At 42.7% G+C, this 18489-nt stretch carries 10 protein-coding genes; 8 read left to right on the forward strand and 2 right to left on the reverse strand.

What is annotated here, in order from left to right:
- Both COR50_RS14970 and COR50_RS14975 read left to right on the forward strand, forming a co-directional pair.
- Nucleotides 1-1062 (forward strand): ligand-binding sensor domain-containing protein, encoded by a 1062-nt coding sequence (locus COR50_RS14970; RefSeq protein WP_098194731.1) that lies wholly within the window; start codon nucleotides 1-3, stop codon nucleotides 1060-1062.
- Nucleotides 1063-1249: 187 nt separating this feature from the next.
- Entirely contained in the window at nucleotides 1250-2089 is an 840-nt protein-coding gene (locus COR50_RS14975; RefSeq protein ID WP_098194732.1) for a helix-turn-helix domain-containing protein, read from the forward strand.
- Nucleotides 2090-2147: 58 nt separating this feature from the next.
- On the opposite strand, the gene COR50_RS14980 is transcribed toward COR50_RS14975, so the two are convergent.
- Nucleotides 2148-2798, reverse strand: a complete 651-nt coding sequence (locus tag COR50_RS14980) for an NAD(P)-dependent oxidoreductase (RefSeq protein WP_098194733.1) — start codon at nucleotides 2796-2798, stop codon at nucleotides 2148-2150.
- Nucleotides 2799-3155: 357 nt separating this feature from the next.
- On the opposite strand from COR50_RS14980, the gene COR50_RS14985 reads away from it, so the two are divergent.
- From COR50_RS14985 to COR50_RS15010, 6 genes are read left to right on the forward strand one after another with little or no spacing between them, the layout of a single operon-like run.
- The gene (locus COR50_RS14985; protein WP_098194734.1) at nucleotides 3156-4298 is read left to right on the forward strand and encodes a Gfo/Idh/MocA family protein; all 1143 of its coding nucleotides are present in this window, start codon (nucleotides 3156-3158) and stop codon (nucleotides 4296-4298) included.
- 7 nt (nucleotides 4299-4305) lie between these two features.
- A complete protein-coding gene (locus COR50_RS14990) occupies nucleotides 4306-4899 on the forward strand; it encodes a phage tail protein (protein WP_098194735.1) in 594 nt (197 codons plus the stop codon).
- A gap of 37 nt (nucleotides 4900-4936) precedes the next feature.
- Nucleotides 4937-5521: a phage tail protein gene (locus COR50_RS14995; RefSeq protein WP_098194736.1), complete on the forward strand. Its 585-nt coding sequence runs from the start codon at nucleotides 4937-4939 to the stop codon at nucleotides 5519-5521.
- A gap of 18 nt (nucleotides 5522-5539) precedes the next feature.
- Nucleotides 5540-6709, forward strand: coding sequence for an ABC transporter substrate-binding protein (locus tag COR50_RS15000; RefSeq protein WP_098194737.1), 1170 nt, complete (start codon nucleotides 5540-5542; stop codon nucleotides 6707-6709).
- 11 nt (nucleotides 6710-6720) lie between these two features.
- Nucleotides 6721-15048 (forward strand): cadherin domain-containing protein, encoded by an 8328-nt coding sequence (locus COR50_RS15005; RefSeq protein WP_098194738.1) that lies wholly within the window; start codon nucleotides 6721-6723, stop codon nucleotides 15046-15048.
- Nucleotides 15049-15077: 29 nt separating this feature from the next.
- Nucleotides 15078-16049, forward strand: coding sequence for a PorP/SprF family type IX secretion system membrane protein (locus COR50_RS15010; RefSeq protein ID WP_098194739.1), 972 nt, complete (start codon nucleotides 15078-15080; stop codon nucleotides 16047-16049).
- A gap of 221 nt (nucleotides 16050-16270) precedes the next feature.
- Here the strand turns inward: COR50_RS15010 and COR50_RS15015 are convergent, their stop codons facing one another.
- Entirely contained in the window at nucleotides 16271-18235 is a 1965-nt protein-coding gene (locus COR50_RS15015; protein WP_198405664.1) for a M1 family metallopeptidase, read from the reverse strand.
- Nucleotides 18236-18489 lie beyond the last annotated feature (254 nt).

The following is an 18489-nucleotide window of genomic DNA, read 5'->3' on the forward strand; positions in this document are numbered from 1 at the left end:
ATGAACAAAAGCGTAAGATTGATTTTCTTAGTGCTCATATTGACACTGAACCTTTCTTGTTCTGAAAGGATATCAACAAGGAAAGAAGCAAACAAGCCAGGATTGGTAGCGACTTCAAAAACCGATACCTTGAAATTTACTTCGGGAATACGTGCTATCTTTCAAGATCGTGAAGGTAATTATTGGTTTGGAAGTCATGAAGAAGGTGTAAGTGTTTATAATGGGATATCATTTGAATACTTTACCACCCATGACGGTTTACCAGGTAATCAAATCCGTTCAATCCAGGAAGATAATAATGACAAAATTTGGATTGGAACTTCAAATGGAGCAAGTGTGTATGACAAAGGAACTTTTACTAATTATTCGACTAAAGCCAACGAACCAAAATATGACTGGAATAAAACCATTGGGGATTTGTGGTTTTATGCTGTCGAAGAAGGCGGGATAAACCGTTTTGATGGAAACAATATGAACTATCTGATTTTTCCAAAACCTAAAAATGAAACCCCTGATAATTCTTATGGCGTAACGGGTATCTCGAAAGATAAAGACGGTAACGTTTGGATTGCAACCTATGCAGCACTATTTAACTATGATGGTAAAATGGTAACTATTTTTGACCATAAAACCTTAAAACTTAAAGATAATGAGCTTCTGCATATAAGAAGTGTATTAGCAGATTCAAAAGGTCGAATTTGGATAGGAAATAATGGGATTGGCGTTTTGCTAATGGAAGGTAATTCAATCATAAATTTTTCTGAAAAGTATAATTTAATCCATCCGGCAAGCACAAGAAGAGGAGATAAATCACCACGGGGCACTCTTGAACACGTTTTTGCCATTGAAGAAGATTCTGAAGGAAACATTTGGTTTGGAGATCGAGATTCAGGAGCTTGGAAATATGACGGTAAAAAGTTGACAAACTATTCAATTAGTGAAAAACTATCTAACCCGATGATTTGGAGCATTTATGAAGACCAAGACAAGAACTTGCTTTTTGGAATGGCAGCAGGAGGTGTTTATAAATTCAACGGGAAAACTTTTGTTAAACAATTTTAAAAATACGAGCGCACAATAGCAGTTTGACATAATTACCATACTAATCCTTGCCAATACCCAACGGCAGCGGCATACAACATTGAAACATATTACGCAAATGCCCCGGATGTTCCCAAGCAATTGCATCATTGGCAAAGAATATTCAACAATATATTTTTCGACAAATTTGAAATAAGGACACGATATCATGATCAGGGAGTTTAACGATTCAAATACCGCGGGTAGATTTATCATGCATGTAAATAATGAATTTTTACATGGGCTGGGGATGCGCGATGAAGTACCGCAGACGATCAATACATTCGTTTATAACAAGGGGGAGGAGCAAACGGTTACCATTGATGAGATAAATTATAAAATGCCATCTAAATCCATTTTACCCTTAGTCTCCAACCAGCATTTTTCATTCGAGCACCCGGCAGCATTATTAGCTTGGCAGTTTAACCGGGAATTTTATTGCATCTTGGATCATGACGCGGAGGTAGGTTGCGTCGGCTTCCTGTTTTACGGGATACATCACCCGATGTTCATATTGCTAGGGGAGAAGGAAGTCCGCGACATGGCGCAGTTGGAACAAACTTTTGGCGATGAATGGCAATTCAAGGATAAGTTTCAAGGGGAAATGCTGCGTACCCTGCTGAAGCGCCTCATTATAAAAGCCACCAGGGTAGCGAAAGAGCAATGTGACGATTACCGTGATTTACCAGATGATAAGTTGGATATTGTCAGGAAGTTTAGTTTAATCCTGGAAGGGAATTTCCGCAAGGAGCACGGCGTTAAGTTTTATGCGGATGGTTTGAATAAATCCCCGAAAACATTGACCAACTTATTCGCTTTACTGAACCAACAATCTCCCTCCAAATTGATTCAGAACAGGATTATACTGGAAGCTAAAAGGTACTTGCATTACACGGATAAATCTGCGAAGGAAATCGCCTATGAATTAGGCTTTGAAAGCCCGGCACATTTCAGTAAATTTTTTAAATCATATGCCGGGGATAATATTTCTTCTTTCAGGAAAAAGTAACGGGCTAAGGTCATAAAATATCCCCCGGGGAGCGGGGGATACCGGTTAGTTCCTGTTTTTAATATGCAACGGTAAATCGTTGCCGAATATGTTTAGGATTTTCAATTTCGTCCACGATAGCCACCGCTAAGTCATCTACGGTAATCCAACTACGTTGTTCATCGTTAAATACCGGATTTTCTAAACCGCTGCGGTAAGCGCCTGTACGTTTCCTTTCAATGCCGTGATGCATCTCGATCGCCGGGCTTAAAAATGTCCAATCCAGCACAGCTTCCTTCCTTAATTCGTTTAAATAATCGCGTGCCGCCAATGCCCCGGCCTTAAATGCCTCGGGGAATCCTGGGCTATCTACCAGTTGCTGACCATCGATATATAAACTACCGGCGCCACCAACAGTTAATATTCTTTTTACGCCGGCCTGTTTCGTTGCTTCCTGTATGCTCCCGGAGCCCCTGAGAAAGTCATCGTAAATGTTAGGGTTATTCCAACCACTGTTAAACGTATTGATCACTGCATCGTGCCCTTTCAAAACTTGGGCAAGCCTTGCCGTATCGTAAACATCGGCTGGAACTTTAGTCAAATTAGAACTATCTAGTCCTAGTTTATCTACATTCCTGGCTATCGCGGTTACCTCGTGGCCGCGATTCAGTAATTCATTTAAAACCGTGTTTCCAACAAAGCCGGAGGCTCCGATTAACGCTATTTTCATACCTGGTATATTTGTTCTGTAAAAAATAAACTGTAATATTAAAAATTACAGTACAAAAGTAAATAGATAAATCTGATTGACAAAAAAATTTTTTATTTACCTAGTACTAAACACTTCATGAAGCGTCTGGTTTGTAGCAGTTTGAATATCAATGTGAAAAACTGTCTGAATACAGCTAACTGATAAGGAAAAATATATCTGTGGAACTTAATTTCCTGCCAAATTGAAAATTTTTACAATATTTTGCAGGGATCTTTCTATTTTAGCTCCCGATTGCCGTTCCAAAATCGTCAGCCAAATTTTAACCGCTTTATTTCGATAAACCCCATTAACACTTACTGAAAGTGCAAATTATATATGGATAGAAGTCACCGTAGAACATTCTTGCGGCAAGCGGCCATCATTGGCGCTGGATTCACGTTATTACCAACAACTGTTACCAAGTCAAAGGAGAAGTTGCGTGTAGGAATAATCGGTTTAGGGCAGGAGGGGTTATTACATTTTAATAATGCTTCCTTGCATCCAGGGATCGAAATCACCGCTTTGTGCGATCTTAATCCTGCAACCTTGAATGATGCAGTAACCGTTCTAAAAAAGAATAGCGCACGAACTTATGCCGGATCAACTGATGCTTACCTGCAACTATTACAACAACAAAATGTAGATGCTGTTATCATCGCTAGTCCTAAGGAATTTCATTTCAGGATGATCATGGAGGCTTGGAAAGCCGGGAAGCAAGTAGCTGTTGCCGGTATCTTGGCCGGCTCCGTTGATGAGCATTTAAAATTATTGCATGCTTCCGAAAAGTATAATAAGCAATTATTCATTTTAAACAGGGGCTGGTCGATAGGTAAAAACTTACATGAACAGCGCACGCTGCCTGCTAAGATCGGTAGGGTGACTTCTGCTAAGATTGGCGCCCACCTGGATTATATCGATACCTATCATGCTGCCTACCCGTCTGCCAGTTTACTGGATATTGCCAGGTTAATGGGCATTTCGGGAGACAATCATTTCTCCAATATGGAGATTTATTCGCCCGGGAGATATGAAGTGCTTCGTTTACAGGTTGATAAAAAGGGGATATTAAGGACAAAAATAGATGCTGAAAAAGTAACGATGGCCAAGCTCACGACGGCTACAGGGCAAGAAATCCAGGTGCAACTAAATAATTCTGATAAAAATCCTTTCACCGTGGGTACGGTTATCCGTGGTGAAGACGGTTTTTGGATGAAGGATTTAAAACAACTCGTTCTTCACGAAGGTTGGGTGCAGCAGGATTATCAATTAACCCATACGGATATTCGTAAGAATGATAAAGCAACGGATTGGGCTATGTATAGCGCGTTAGATGATTTTTACCGGCTAGCATTTAGCGGTAAAACAGATTTGGCGATGAACAGGCTGCTGATTAACTGTAGCTTGGTGGAAACTCATTTGCATCATTGCAAGGAGGAATACGGATTGAAAGTAGCATTACCTAACACTTTTTTAGCTTGAAGGATTTATGAATGAATTTATAGGTGTGATCATCATGTTTGCAGGGAATTTCGATATGAGGAATTTAGTCAGCGCAAATGGAAGTCTTTTAGCGATAGCAAGCAATTCCGCACTTTATGCAATTTTTGGTACAGCGTACGGTGGTGATGGTAGGAGCACGTTTGCTATTCCAGACTTAAGGGGACGCTGCATGTTGAGTGCGGGAAGCAATATTGGTGGTAGCTATTATCAATTAGGTCAACTTGGTGGTGCTGAAACCGTAACATTAGTTACCAACGAAATCCCTATGCATCAACATACACTGTCGAATTCTACATTCAGGCAGCCGGTGACGAGTGGGGAAGGCACGGTGGGCAACCTGCAAACAGGTAGTTTACCCGCATCGGTACCACGGATTAAAGGTAGTGGCACCGGTATGTTGGATATTAATATGTATGCGGAAGCCGCTGGCAATGAAAGCGCCTATTTGAGGGCTGCTGAAACAGGTATAGTGCCGGATTTAACAATGATGGGTGCTAGCCAGGCGCATTATAACATGGCACCGTACCTGGCTTTGAACCTGCAAGTAGTTCTTGTGGGGGATTTCCCGGCACGGGGATAATTTATTGGTTTATATGTAAGGTTTATAATTCGATACAATGGATGAGGTTTTAGCAATTATAAAAATTTTCGGAGGTAATTACGCACCTACTAATTTTATGTTCTGTCAAGGCCAGTTGCTGGCGATAAATTCTAACGAGGTGCTGTATGCAATAATCGGCAACACTTATGGCGGTAATGGCGTAACAACTTTCCAATTGCCTGATTTGAGGGGAAGGACGCCTATCGGCCAGGGACAAGGCCCAGGTTTAACAAATCGGACGTTAGGGGAAAGGTCAGGTGCGGAAACGGTGACCCTATTATTGAACCAGATGCCGGCGCATACGCATGGAGTTATGAATGTATCAGCAAAACTGCCCGTATCTTCAGCCACGGGAACATCAAATATTCCGGGCGATAATAAAGTATTGGCTTCCATTCCAAGAGTGGGTAGTGGCCCTACGGCAAGGCCGGTATTGGCATATGCCGAAGCTGGTGCAACTGCGGATACTTATTTACAAGGCGGATCTGTACAAGCGACTGTTAATACGACTGGGGGTAATCAACCGCATAATAACATGCAGCCGTACCTTACTTTAAATTTTATTATTTGCACGGTAGGACTATTTCCAAGTAGGGCATAAGCTATTAGATTTGAAACAATGCAACGACCGATAAAAATAGGATTCTTAACTCCTTATTCAAGCGTGTACCCTTATTATCACCATCACATTACCACGGCATGGATGATAGGGATGGGTGTAACTGCGCCTCAAAATAGTCCCCTGCAATTCATTTACGAATACGCGGGCAACGGTAGTATGCGCATGACGCAACAAGCCATCAAGAAATTACAATTTATAGATCAAGTAGACGTTTTCTCCGGACTAATCAGTTACAAAGCTTTACCGGAAATATTTTCATTTATTGATAAGCAACATAGACCTTCATTCTTTTTTGATATGGGGGAATATATTCCTTCTGCTAAGCATTTAAACCCTAATACCTTTTTAGCATCCCATCAACTGTGGCAATCCCAATTCGCACTCGGCCATTGGGCACAAAAACAATTTGGTGATGCGGGTCACATCGTATTGCCTTTGTATGAATCAGGCTACCATTTGAATAGCGCTTTCACTAACGGCGCCCAAGCCGCTGGTGGAACGGCGGTGCACCTCACCGTTTTACACGATTACCCCGGGCACCAACCGGGAACAGCCATTAATTATGAACCCTTTTTTGAATCGCTTGTAAAGACCCAACCTCCTTATGTACACGCGATCTTTAGCGGCAACCAGGGTACAGATTTCTTGAAACTTTGGATTTCCAAAGGTTTTCATAAGAAAATACCGCTGGTTGTTATCGAAACCATGGCATACGATGATGTGTTGGCTGACATAGCCCATATCGATATGCAATTCTACTCTTCCATGATGTGGAATAGAGATGATGAAACTCCCCTTAACCAATCCTTCGTCAAACCCTTCGAACAATTAACAGGCCAAAAGGCCAACATTTATGCACTGCTTGGTTACGAAGCCGGCTTAGCTTGGAAAGAAGTGCTGCCCTATGCCTTGAAACAGGATTGGAGCACCGTTACATCCTTGCTGCACCGTGAAGTAATCCAATCCCCGCGCGGGACCAGGAGCTTTTCTTTGGAATCCGGTAACGGTTTACCAAGTACGCAGATTATCAAAGTAAATGTTGAATTTAACAAGACACAACGAATTATAGTTGAACAGGGAAAAGGGAAAATATTTGCCGACAAGGATTTCGAAAGTATACATGAATACTCCGTTTCCGGGTGGCAGAACCCTTTCCTCTGCATATAACCTAGTTTGACATGACGAAAAAATTTACCCTGTACCGGCAGGTGTGGCTGATTGTGCTCGGCTGCATCTTGTTGCCATTTGGTTTAAAGGCGCAATACTTGAAAACGCAAGTTGTCACGGGACAACATCTTACTTCCTTGGGAAAAGATGATCAAGGCAACTTGTTGTACACGGATTACGATCCGGTATCAAACCTGTATTTTGCGGTTAAACTCGATCCTGCAAATTCCTCTTCCGTTAGCTCCACACCGGCAATTACATTTGACCCGGGCGGCGCTCCATTCGGTATCGTTTACAACGGGGGAAAGGCTTATATTAGCTCGATTGCCCAGGCTTTTTTCGAGTTTGACCCTTCCTCGGGCAGTATTAATCCGGTAAACTACAACGTAATTCAAGATTTTGTCAGCACATTAGCTATGACTCCGGAAGGTGATATGGTAGGGGTGGGTTTGGATGCTATCGGCGGCGGTACAGAATTCGTGCTAGTGAAATACCCATTACCAATTACGTCTTCTACTACTGGTACATTACTAAATATTGATAATGCCATACCTGTTATCGCGAATGATTACTCGGTGCCATATGATATGGAAGTGAATGCCAACGGTGATATTTTCATCGTGGGATTAGTTACCGGGAAACAGGTCTTAAAATACACCAGGGTTGCCCCTAATATTTATTCGAAGTCCATTTACTTGTCGGGTAACTATTACTCGGCATTAGCCTTAGATGATGATGGGGATATTTTTGTAACGGAAAGTACCGATGGTACTAATTTCGATATTAAAAAATACGATGGCTCACTTACAGCGGCAACAACGCCCTTGGAATCATTGGGCGCCAATTTACACGGGGAGCTGGATTTAGTGAATAATTACTATGAACAACCGCATGGTATGGTTATCGTAAACGGGATTATTTATGTAAATGATGGCCCCAATGCTAGCGATGAATATATCATGTACAGGTTTGCCCCCGATTTAAATATCACGAATTGGGGTACATTAGCGGCTACCGTGGGTAGTAATACCGATGTTGTACTGGAGGTTACTTTCGATAAAAATATCAGCGGACTTTCTGCTGCTAATTTCGAGATTACGAAAAATGATGTTTATAGAACAACGGTTACCAGTATAGAAGAATTAAGCCCCAGCCAATATAAAATTCATATCAATTCCGGCTATGGCAATTATAAATCCACACCCAGCGCCATCACGGGAAATTTCTCTGTTAAATTTGTAAATGGTGGTGGTATCACGGTGAGTAACCTGGCCTCTTTGGCAGACAGAACTGTTAATGTTACCAACGCCAGCCCGGTTTTAGGCGCTGCAACCTCTGCGCCTAGCTTTACGGAAGACGGTGCCGCAGTTAATATTACATCGATGGTAAACCTCTCCGATGATGCGGGTTTTGCCGGGACAATCACCGCTAAGATTACCACGAATTATGAAACGGGAGATGATGTTTTATCTTTCGTGAATGATAATGCCACCTTGTACGGTTCATTAAGTAGTAGTTTTAACCCTTCAAACGGGGAATTGACCATTACACCTGCCGACTCGTCAGTCACCTTGGCCCAGGTAGCAGCGGCGATAGAAAATATTAAGTACAGTCATTCAGTTACAGAACCGGCATATACTTGGAAGTCGATCACGGTGAGTTACACGGACTGGTTCGGTGCAGAATCGGTTTTTGTTGCTGGTATAAACATTGACATTGTAAATGATCCGCCTGTTTTAACTGCTCCAACTTTGGCAATCGATATGAACCAAGGCGATACCTACGACTTCTCCGCTACCCATCCTTTTAATATTACAGACCCTGATCTCGGAACCGGGAATATTCAGCTTAGTCTTACCGCGACCAATGGTAAACTGAGATTCGGAACCACGGGCGCGTTTAATACGACCCTGTCGGAGACGGGACTTTTATCTACCGTTCTTTCCCAATTGAATGCCCTGCAATTCCAACCTGATCCTTCTTATTACGGTACGGATGCAAAGATTTCTATAGAAGTTTCAGACTTGGGAAATACCGGCTCCGGTGGAGCGCAAACGGTTTCCGGCATTGTAAGCTTTAATATAAGTTCCGAAGTGGCAAGCGTTCAGAACATTTCGGTACTTCCTGCCAGCCCGGATTTATTCGGTACCGGTGACGCGGTAAATATCACCCTTACTTTTGATAAGGCGGTATCTGTGAATACGGCAGGTGGCACACCTTCAATTACAACGAATATTTTACCGGAAAGAGCCTTTACGTATTCGGGCGGATCGGGTAGCACCGTGCTGACTTTCAGCTATACGATCCAGGAAGGAGACAGTACCCTTGCTTTAGATGCCAAGGCAACCAATGCTTTGAATTTAAACGGTGGGGCCATAACGAATCTCGCGCAAACGGTGGAAGCGAATCTGACCTTGCCTACGATTGGCGGCGGCAACACGGTTTACCCCGCAAGATCAGTTAATATAGATGGTATCCGTCCGCATTTTGTTGAAGCTGCAATACCCGCTCCAGGTACTTATAAAGTAGGGGATCAGTTAGATATAACATTATTTACAAACGAAGTTTTAAATAATAGCGCCGCTACTTCCCAATTGGAACTGAATGTGGGTGGCCAAACCAAGTACGCAACGCTGAACAGTGAAACCAATTCCGTTACGAACCATAATACGGCGCTTGTTTACCGCTACACGGTGCAAGCAAACGATCTTGACCTTGATGGTATAGCCATTGTTGGAATTGATATTCCATCGGTGGTGGATGCCGCGGGAAACGGGTTCCTAGCTGCCTCGTATTCGGTGATTCCTTCAACTGGCGGCATTTTGGTAGACGGCCTAGGCCCTAAAGTAATCAGCGTTGTATATCCTGCCGATAGTACCTACAAGATTGGCGATGTGCTGACTTTCGAAATGAAATTCGATGAAGAGATCAACAATGCGGCTACAGCTTCCTATGATTTTATGATCGGCGGTGTTTCCAAAACTGCTAATGCGACCGTAACAGGGGATAGTTCGATGTTGTTTTCCTATACCGTTGCCGAAGGTGATCTGGATACTGATGGTATTACGCTCGGTACGAGCTTGGAGCTTACCAGTGATATAGAGGACCTGTATGGAAACGCTTTAAGTAGTTTCGCGCTTCCTACACCGCAACCCGTTACAGCCAATGTTCTCGTGGATGGAGTAAGGCCGAGCCTGGCCTCATTTACGCGGTTATCACCCTCCGTAACGAATACTGATTCAGTAGTATATAGGATCGAGTTTTCCGAAGCTGTGAATGGTCTTACTGCCGACAAGTTTTCGGTGAAGTTCCAAACCGTTCCGTTGGCATCGGCAGTTAGTAATATCCTAACTCCAGATAACAAGGTATATACATTTAAAGTGAAGGGGTATGCCCCGGTGGGAACTCTTACGATAGAGATACCGGGAGCCAGTGCAGCTCAAATAAAAGATATCGCGGGCAATAGTATGTTGAATACATTGATTACGGGGCCTTCTTATGACATTGATCAACAGGATCCTGTTATAAGTTCGGTTTCCGTTCCTGCTTCTAAAACATATTTGAAAGACGAGGTACTTACAATAGCATTGAATTACGATGAAGACATAAACATTACCGGTACTCCAAGATTGGCAATACAACTGGCTTCCGGGACTGTTTTTGCAGAGCTGGCATCCGTTGTATCGAATGTGGCAACATTCCAATATACGGTGCTTGAAGATGATGAGGATTTAGATGGTATTACCATTAACTCTCTTAATTTAAACGGCGCCGTAATTATAGATGCAATCGGCAATACACAATCCGACTTCGTATTGCACAATTTGCCTGTCACCACGGGAGTTTTGGTTGATGCAAAACAACCCGAATTATTGTCTATCACCCGGACGGATGCATCACCGACTAACAATAACGTGCTTCATTATAAACTTACCTTCAGCGAATTGGTGACTAACCTTGATAATGCTATCAAGGTGTTGATATCCGGTTACGCTACGCCCGTTCCGTTTACGGTAACACAAGATGTGATTGTAAATCCTGAATACACGGTTACATTCATGATTGATCCAAGTTCTGGAATGCCGGCCACCGGAAATGTTGCGATGAGTTTAGACAGTGTATTAGTGGCAGATATCGCGGGCAATAAGTTGGATAATAATATCGATGACATTGAAGAATATATCTACGATATTCAGCAACCAACGGTTACTACCATCTCGGCAAGTAAGGATACTGTAATCCTAGGGGATGTACTCGATGTGAAAGCTACTTTCAGCGAACCTGTTACAGCCACGGCAGGAGCAACCTTAGATTTGATCATAGGCGGCGTAACGAGAACGGCTACCATTGAAGCGGCCTCCAACACAACGGAATTGCATTTCAAATACACGGTAGCCGATGACGATATGGCTATCGGCGTTACAGTTCAAAACTTACAACTAAATACCGCTACGATTAAAGATAGCTTGGGCAATGATGCGGATCTGGCATTTACAGCTGTAAATCTCGGTAATACCGTTGATGGAATCATACCATCAATAACTAGCATAAACAGGCTTGACCCGGCCGAAAGCAATCTTAGCCAAGTGTCTTACGAAGTGGTGTTCAGCGAAGCGGTGGTAAATGTTTCGGCTGATGATTTCTCGGCTACTACAAGCGGCTCACTTACAGCGCCAACCCTTTCAGTTACGGCTATTGACGGCAAAACGTACCATGTTGTTTTAAGTGGTTTGTCGGGTAAAGGAGAGGTATTTATTAGTGAAAATCTCAGCAGGGATATCGAAGATTTACATGGTAATCCAATCGGGACAGCCGGTCCTTCGAGTGTTTCATATAAGATTGATAACGAGAAATCAATCCCGGTATTATCGGGTACAAATAGGGTAAATGCCCTTACCACTGTGACGATAACATTTGACAAGGCGGTTACTGGATTAACGATCTCGGAATTTAACATCACGAATGCCACGGCGTCCAATTTAGCTACACCGGATAATATTCATTATACTATAGAGCTGAGTCCAACAGCGGAAGGAAGCATCTTGATCCAGTTGCCGGCAGACAAGACTTCCGATGCCTTAGGCAATGGAAACCTGGCCTCTAACCAACTAGAAATCACTTATGATATTTCCGCCCCGGTCATCACGACAAGTGAGTTTAGCATTGAAGAAAAGAGCCCTGTTAATACAGTTGTAGGCACAGTTGCAGCTACCGAACTTGATCCGGCCAATTTGCAGGATTGGGCGATCACGCAGAACGCAGATCAAAACGCTAACAGTATTCCTGATTACTTGATTAATCCAACAACAGGTGTCATTACTATTAATGATGCTGCGCTCGATTACGACATTCAATCGCAATCGGATATTAAAGTAACGGTAAGCGACGGTTTGCAAACTAGCGCGGAAGCAACGATTACTATTAAATTAATCAGCCTAAATACCGCCCCTTCAGGAATAATTCTCAGTAATAGCGCCATTGATGAAAACAGCGCTTTAAATACCGTAATCGGTGTTTTCAGTACAGTAGATATCGATCCTGGAGATACCCATACTTATAGCTTGGTTAGTGGAACCGGGGATGATGATAATGCCAGCTTCAATATTTCAGGAAATCAATTGTTGTTAGCTGCGGCGGTGGATTTTGAAACGAAATCGTCCTATTCTATCCGCGTCAGAACAACGGACTCGGAAGGGCTGCTATTTGAACAGGTATTCACGATCAATATTTCCGATGTAAATGAAGCGCCTACCACGGTGTACTTAGATAATACCAAGGTAGATGAAAACGTTGCGTTAGGAACAACCATCGGCATATTATCAACTGCTGATGTTGATGCCGGCAGCACATTTACCTATAGCCTTCCCGCGGGAATATTGGATAATGATTATTTCAGCATTAACGGTAACCAATTAAATGTAAATACAGCTTTAGATTTTGAAACGAAATCATCCTACCAAATAAGGGTTAGGGTAACTGATAATGGAAATTTGACGAAGGATGAAACATTTACCATCCAGGTGAATGATCTGAATGAAGTGCCGTTGAATCTTAACCTGGGCAGCAACAGTATCAGCGAAAATGCTGCTTTGGGAAGTTTGATCGGTTTGCTTACTGCTACTGATCCAGATGCCGGAGATATATTGACTTATACATTGCCTTCAGGGTCCTTAGACAACCAGTATTTTGCTTTAAATAGCAACCAGCTTGTATTAAATACGAGTCTTGATTTCGAGCAACAAGCCTCTTACCAGGTAAAAGTGCGGGTTGCCGACCAAGCAGGGCTATTTGTTGAACAAGTCTTCACGATCAACGTGTTGGATGTAAATGAAGCGCCGGATGCTTTAACCTTGAGTAATAACCAGGTGAATGAAAATGCGGCCACGGGAACAATTATTGGTACCTTATCTGCTGATGATCCTGACAATGCGGAAACGCTGGCTTATACATTGCCTGCTAATCAGCTGGACAACCAGTATTTCATCATCGATGGCAATCAATTGAAATTAAACACGGATCTTGATTATGAACAGAAGCGTACTTATCAAATTGTAGTACGTGTTACCGATCAAGCAGGTTTATTTGATGAGAAAACATTCAATATTCAAGTGATGGATCTTAATGAAAGTCCCGGTAACTTGATGTTGAGTAATCTGCAAATCGATGAAAACGAATCCATCGGGACATTGATCGGTGAATTATCTGCCCATGATCCTGATGATAGTGATGTATTGACTTACAGCCTACCGGCAGGGGAACTGGATAATCAATATTTCCTGGTCAACGGCACACAACTTACATTGAACACCTCTATAGATTTCGAGCAGCAATCTTCTTACCAGGTTAAAGTACGTGTTACGGATCAAGCGGGATTGTTTACAGAAAATACTTTTATCATAACAGTGAATGATGTTAACGAGGTACCGGGCAGCCTCACGCTCAGCAATCATGATGTTAATGAAAATGCGGCCACCGGCACCAACATTGGAACCTTGACCGCGGCAGATCCCGATATCAATGATGTATTGACCTTTAGTTTGCCTCCGGGAGAATTGGATAACCAATATTTCTTGATCAACGGTAACCAGTTGCAATTGAATACAGCACTCGATTTGGAGCAACGGGCTTCTTACCAGGTAAAAGTTAGGGTAACTGATCAAGCTGGTTTATATAGCGAACAAACTTTCACAATCAACGTGCTAGATATCAACGAAGCCCCGGTTTCCCTGGAGTTAAGCGCTGCCGAGGTCCTGGAAACAGCCGTGGCGAATACTCTAATTGGTAATTTGTCCGCTGTTGATCCTGATGCTAACGAGAGCTTTACATTCAGCTTACCAGCCGGGGAAATGGACAATCAATATTTCTTGGTTAACGGCACACAGTTATTGCTAAATACTTCGCTGAACTATGAACTAAAATCCTCTTACCAAGTAAAAATCAGGGTGACGGATCACGGTGGTCTATATTATGAATCGATGTTTACGATCCAGGTATTAGATGTAAACGAACCACCTACGGTTGATCCGATCAGCGATCAGAAATTGTGTTCCGATATCATGGCGCATACGATCCAGGTTACCGGAGTTACCCCTGGACCTGAAAGCGGTCAAACGATCAGCCCAAGTATTACTGCCGACCAGGATATGTTTGATGTTTTGGTAGCGAAGTACAATAGTAATAGTGCAACGATTACCATTACTTATAAACTCAAACCGAATGCCGTTGGCACTGCCTTCGTTACCTTGAAAGTGAAGGATGATGGTGGCTCAAATAATGGTGGCTTGGATGAAGTAAGCACAACTTTCATGTTAACTGCTATCGCCGTGCCTACGCCGACAATTTCAAGTGATAAAGGCTGGGAAATTTCCAAGGGAGATATCGCGAGGTTAACAGCCAGCGGTGGTGTGACATATGTTTGGGATATGGCCGATGGTATTATGGGCGGCATGAATTCCGCCATCTTATCTGTTCGACCGATGCAGCCGGCAACATACCGTGTAACTGTTACCAATGCCGATGGTTGTTCTTCTTCTGCCTCAGTAGATGTGACCGTAAAAGAAGACTTCAATATCGAAGGCACGAATATATTAACTCCAAACGGTGATGGCCGCAACGATCGTTGGATCATTAAGAACATCGACGCTTACCCCGGTAACGAGGTTAAAATATTTGATCGTGCAGGCAGGATGATTTATTATAAGAAAGGTTATATGAATGAATGGGATGGAACGGTAAATGGTAAACGTTTGGGTGAAGGCACCTATTATTATATCATCGATTTCGGTCCGGGTCTGAAAAAAGTGAAAGGGTTTATCACTATCATCCTCGACAAATATTAATACTTGTGCAACCGAGAAAAAATAAGATTATGTGCAATAAATTTTGTTCATCATTCCGGGGAGATATTCATCCCCGGAATGTAAAGCCATCCTTTAGCGGGGTGGTAGCTTTCCTCTCCGTATTAACCGTTTTGTTTTTATTGCCGGTTACCGGGCTGGCACAGAACTTTTCAAAAACGGCAGGCTCTTTACAGCCCCTGGGGATGCAATATTTTACCAATCAATACCTTGCCAATCCAGCCATGGCAGGACTTGATACGGGTTTACATATTTCCACGGCATACCGGGCGCAGTTTAATGAAAGCCCCGGTTCACCTGTAACGAAATCGGCCGCGGCAGATTATTATGTAGGTAATAGAGTAGGGGCGGGCATCAATATTTTTAACGATGAAGCGGGGTTGATCAATCGTACACGGGTTGCATTGACATATGCCTATCATTTACCGGTAAACGATAGGGGAGATCGCTTAAATTTTGGTATATCGGCAGGATTTAATAATGAAAGACTTGATAGGTCAGCCATAGTAGGAAACGAAGATGACCCTTCGATTGGTTTATATAACAGGAGAGAAGCATTTTTCGAAGGGGATTTCGGAGTGGCATATACCTCGGAGAAGTTTACATTGCAAGCTTCTGTACCAAATATCATGAATACATTCAGAAAGGAAGAGAACCGGACAATTGACGGCGCAATATTTTACGCGGCATTGTCATATAAATTGCCGGTTTCAGAAGAAGTCATGATTGAACCGAAAGCTTGTTTCCGGGGTGTTCGGGGTTATGATAACTTGTTTGATTTCGGGGCCAATGCTACGTTTTTTAATAATTTATTTAACGTGTTCGGGATGTATCATACGAGTAAGAATTATACTCTGGGTGCGGGCTTGTCGTATAAAAATACCTTGGGAGTGCATGCGATGTACACATCGCAAACGAGCGGCTTGAAAAATTATACGGACGGTATGTTCGAGTTAGGCTTAACCTTGAATTTATTCAAATAGGCAGTACCGTTAAGATAAGTTTAAACCTAGTATCACCATTCTTAATTGAATAAATACAAGAGGGGATCGCTTGATTGCGATCCCCTTAATAATTTATGTTCAATATGGTTTCTTAGAATACCCTTAAACCGGGCGGGGGTTCGAGCTTTGATGCTCGAACCCCCGTGGATTCTAAAATATTATATCAAATCAAAATTTGGTTGGAAGTAATAGATTATAGATTATTGTTGTTCGCCATACCAAATATTGTTCCTAGGATTCACATCGGGAAAATCCTTTTCAGGATCTATTTCAACTCTTTTCAATGTCGAAGTTGAATTATATTGGAATGTCCATTTGGAACCTCTTTGCCAAATTTCAACCGGCAATTTAACGATACCGCTTTTACCATTAGTCTCGGTTACTTTTATTACAACCGGCATTGGCATTTCCAGTAAATTTTCGATGGTGATTAATGAACCGTTAGCAGCTTCATTTTTAACATATTTTACATCGGAAACAGCTTGATCCAGTTTCCAGTTCTCTATGAACCATCCTCTCCAGAACCAACTCAAGTCTTCTCCGGCAGCGTTTTCTATACTACGGAAAAAGTCCCAAGGGGTAGGGTGTTTGAAAGCCCAGTGATCGATGTATGATTTAAACGCGTAATCGAAACGATCTTTACCGAGTATTTGGTTGCGCAACAAATTCAAGCCCATGGCTGGTTTATAGTATGCGCCGATACCGAGGAAGCCGCTTTGTAATACATCCGGTTTATGCATGATCGGTTCAGACTTCGGATTGAATATCATCGGGGCTGCATTGCGATTTACGGATTCACGTTTATATTCACCATTGTTAAAAGCTTCAGTTGAAATGCCGTTGATGAAAGTATTGAAACCTTCATCCATCCAAGCAAATTTTCTCTCGTTAGAGCCAACGATCATCGGGAACCAGTTGTGACCAAACTCGTGGTTGGTAACGCCCCATAGTCCGGCACCACGGCTTCTCCAGGAACAGAATACAATCCCGGGATACTCCATACCGCCAACGATCCCTGCCACGTTCACAGCAGAAGGGTAAGTATATTCATACCATTTTTGAGAATATAATTCGATACAACCTTTAACATATTCAGTGGATCTTGACCATGCAGTTTGCCCGGCGCTTTCGATCGGGTAAACAGATTGGGCGATGGATTTTTTACCGCTTGGTAAATTGATCCTGGCAGCATCCCAAATAAAAGCCTTGGAAGCAGCCCAAGCTACATCGCGGGTATTCACACAGTTAAATTTCCAGGTGATATTACCTTTACGGTTGCTGGTATTGATCTCGGTACTGTCGATGATCATCACGGTTTTATCGCTGTTCTTAGCTTTGTTGAACCTGCTCAATTGCGTTGGCGTTAAAGCTTGGGAAGCATTGGTTAACTCACCGCTACCTACAACAACCAAATTAGCCGGGGCGGTAATGCTGTAGCTGATATTGCCGTATTCGCAGTAAAATTCACCGGCGCCGAGGTATGGTAAAGTATTCCAGCCCAGTACATCATCATAAACCGCCATCCGCGGGAACCATTGTGCTACTTCGTACACCCAACCATTCTTAGTATTTAGGCGGCCCATACGATCGGTTCCGTATTCCGGGATTTTGAAAGAATATTCCAAGCTGATTTGTATCTTGCCGCCGTTAGCTTTCAGCGCGTTTTTCAGCCTGATCTGCATACGGGTATCATCTACCAGGTAATCCGCTTGTTGCGTACTACCATTTTGCGTGATTTTGACAGATTTTAATTGGTATCCGTCTGTAAATGTTTTGTTTGAAAACCTACCGCCTGCAACGGGGCTCGTTAATTCAGATCTAGATGCTTCCTTGTAAATATTCTGATCCATTTGGAGCCACAAGAATTCCAGGGCATCACCGCTGTTATTGGTATAAGAGATCGTGGTACTGCCGGAAACCGCGTGTTCCACGGTATCCAGTTTGGCGCTGATATTATAATCTGCGCTGTTCTGCCAGTATTTTGGCCCGGGAATACCGCTGGCGCTCCGGAATTCATTACCATTTTGGGTATAAAATAACGGGGAGAAAGCTTTGTGTTGATCGAAGATCGATTCGCTTCCTGTTGGCTGAGATTGTGCCCAAGCAGCCGGCGCATTAAAAGCTAATACACAGAGGCCTGCGAGCAATTGTTTTTTAATATGCATATTTAATTGTGCGGGTTTAGCAAATTGTATAACGGTACAATATAAGCTCTCTTGATAAGATTTACAATGGACTTTCCACGAACGGAACGATCAAACAAGATTTCTACTCGGTAATTATGTAACCGGGAAACCAAATTTGGCGTTGATATTGGTTATGGATGCAGTCCGGGCAAAATTAAAACTGGCTTAAAATCAATATATGGATGTCTTATAATCGCAGGGTTCCGATAAATAGAATTATACGCGGAAAAACG

Origin of the sequence: Chitinophaga caeni, assembly GCF_002557795.1 — a bacterium.
Lineage (GTDB): Bacteria > Bacteroidota > Bacteroidia > Chitinophagales > Chitinophagaceae > Chitinophaga > Chitinophaga caeni.

What these genes read in the sequence shown, in the direction of transcription:
- COR50_RS14970 (WP_098194731.1), top strand. Translation starts at nt 1, where the DNA reads ATGAACAAAAGCGTAAGATTGATTTTCTTAGTGCTCATATTGACACTG.
- COR50_RS14975 (WP_098194732.1), top strand. Translation starts at nt 1,250, where the DNA reads ATGATCAGGGAGTTTAACGATTCAAATACCGCGGGTAGATTTATCATG.
- COR50_RS14980 (WP_098194733.1), bottom strand. Translation starts at nt 2,798, where the DNA reads ATGAAAATAGCGTTAATCGGAGCCTCCGGCTTTGTTGGAAACACGGTT.
- COR50_RS14985 (WP_098194734.1), top strand. Translation starts at nt 3,156, where the DNA reads ATGGATAGAAGTCACCGTAGAACATTCTTGCGGCAAGCGGCCATCATT.
- COR50_RS14990 (WP_098194735.1), top strand. Translation starts at nt 4,306, where the DNA reads ATGAATGAATTTATAGGTGTGATCATCATGTTTGCAGGGAATTTCGAT.
- COR50_RS14995 (WP_098194736.1), top strand. Translation starts at nt 4,937, where the DNA reads ATGGATGAGGTTTTAGCAATTATAAAAATTTTCGGAGGTAATTACGCA.
- COR50_RS15000 (WP_098194737.1), top strand. Translation starts at nt 5,540, where the DNA reads ATGCAACGACCGATAAAAATAGGATTCTTAACTCCTTATTCAAGCGTG.
- COR50_RS15005 (WP_098194738.1), top strand. Translation starts at nt 6,721, where the DNA reads ATGACGAAAAAATTTACCCTGTACCGGCAGGTGTGGCTGATTGTGCTC.
- COR50_RS15010 (WP_098194739.1), top strand. Translation starts at nt 15,078, where the DNA reads ATGTGCAATAAATTTTGTTCATCATTCCGGGGAGATATTCATCCCCGG.
- COR50_RS15015 (WP_198405664.1), bottom strand. Translation starts at nt 18,235, where the DNA reads ATGCATATTAAAAAACAATTGCTCGCAGGCCTCTGTGTATTAGCTTTT.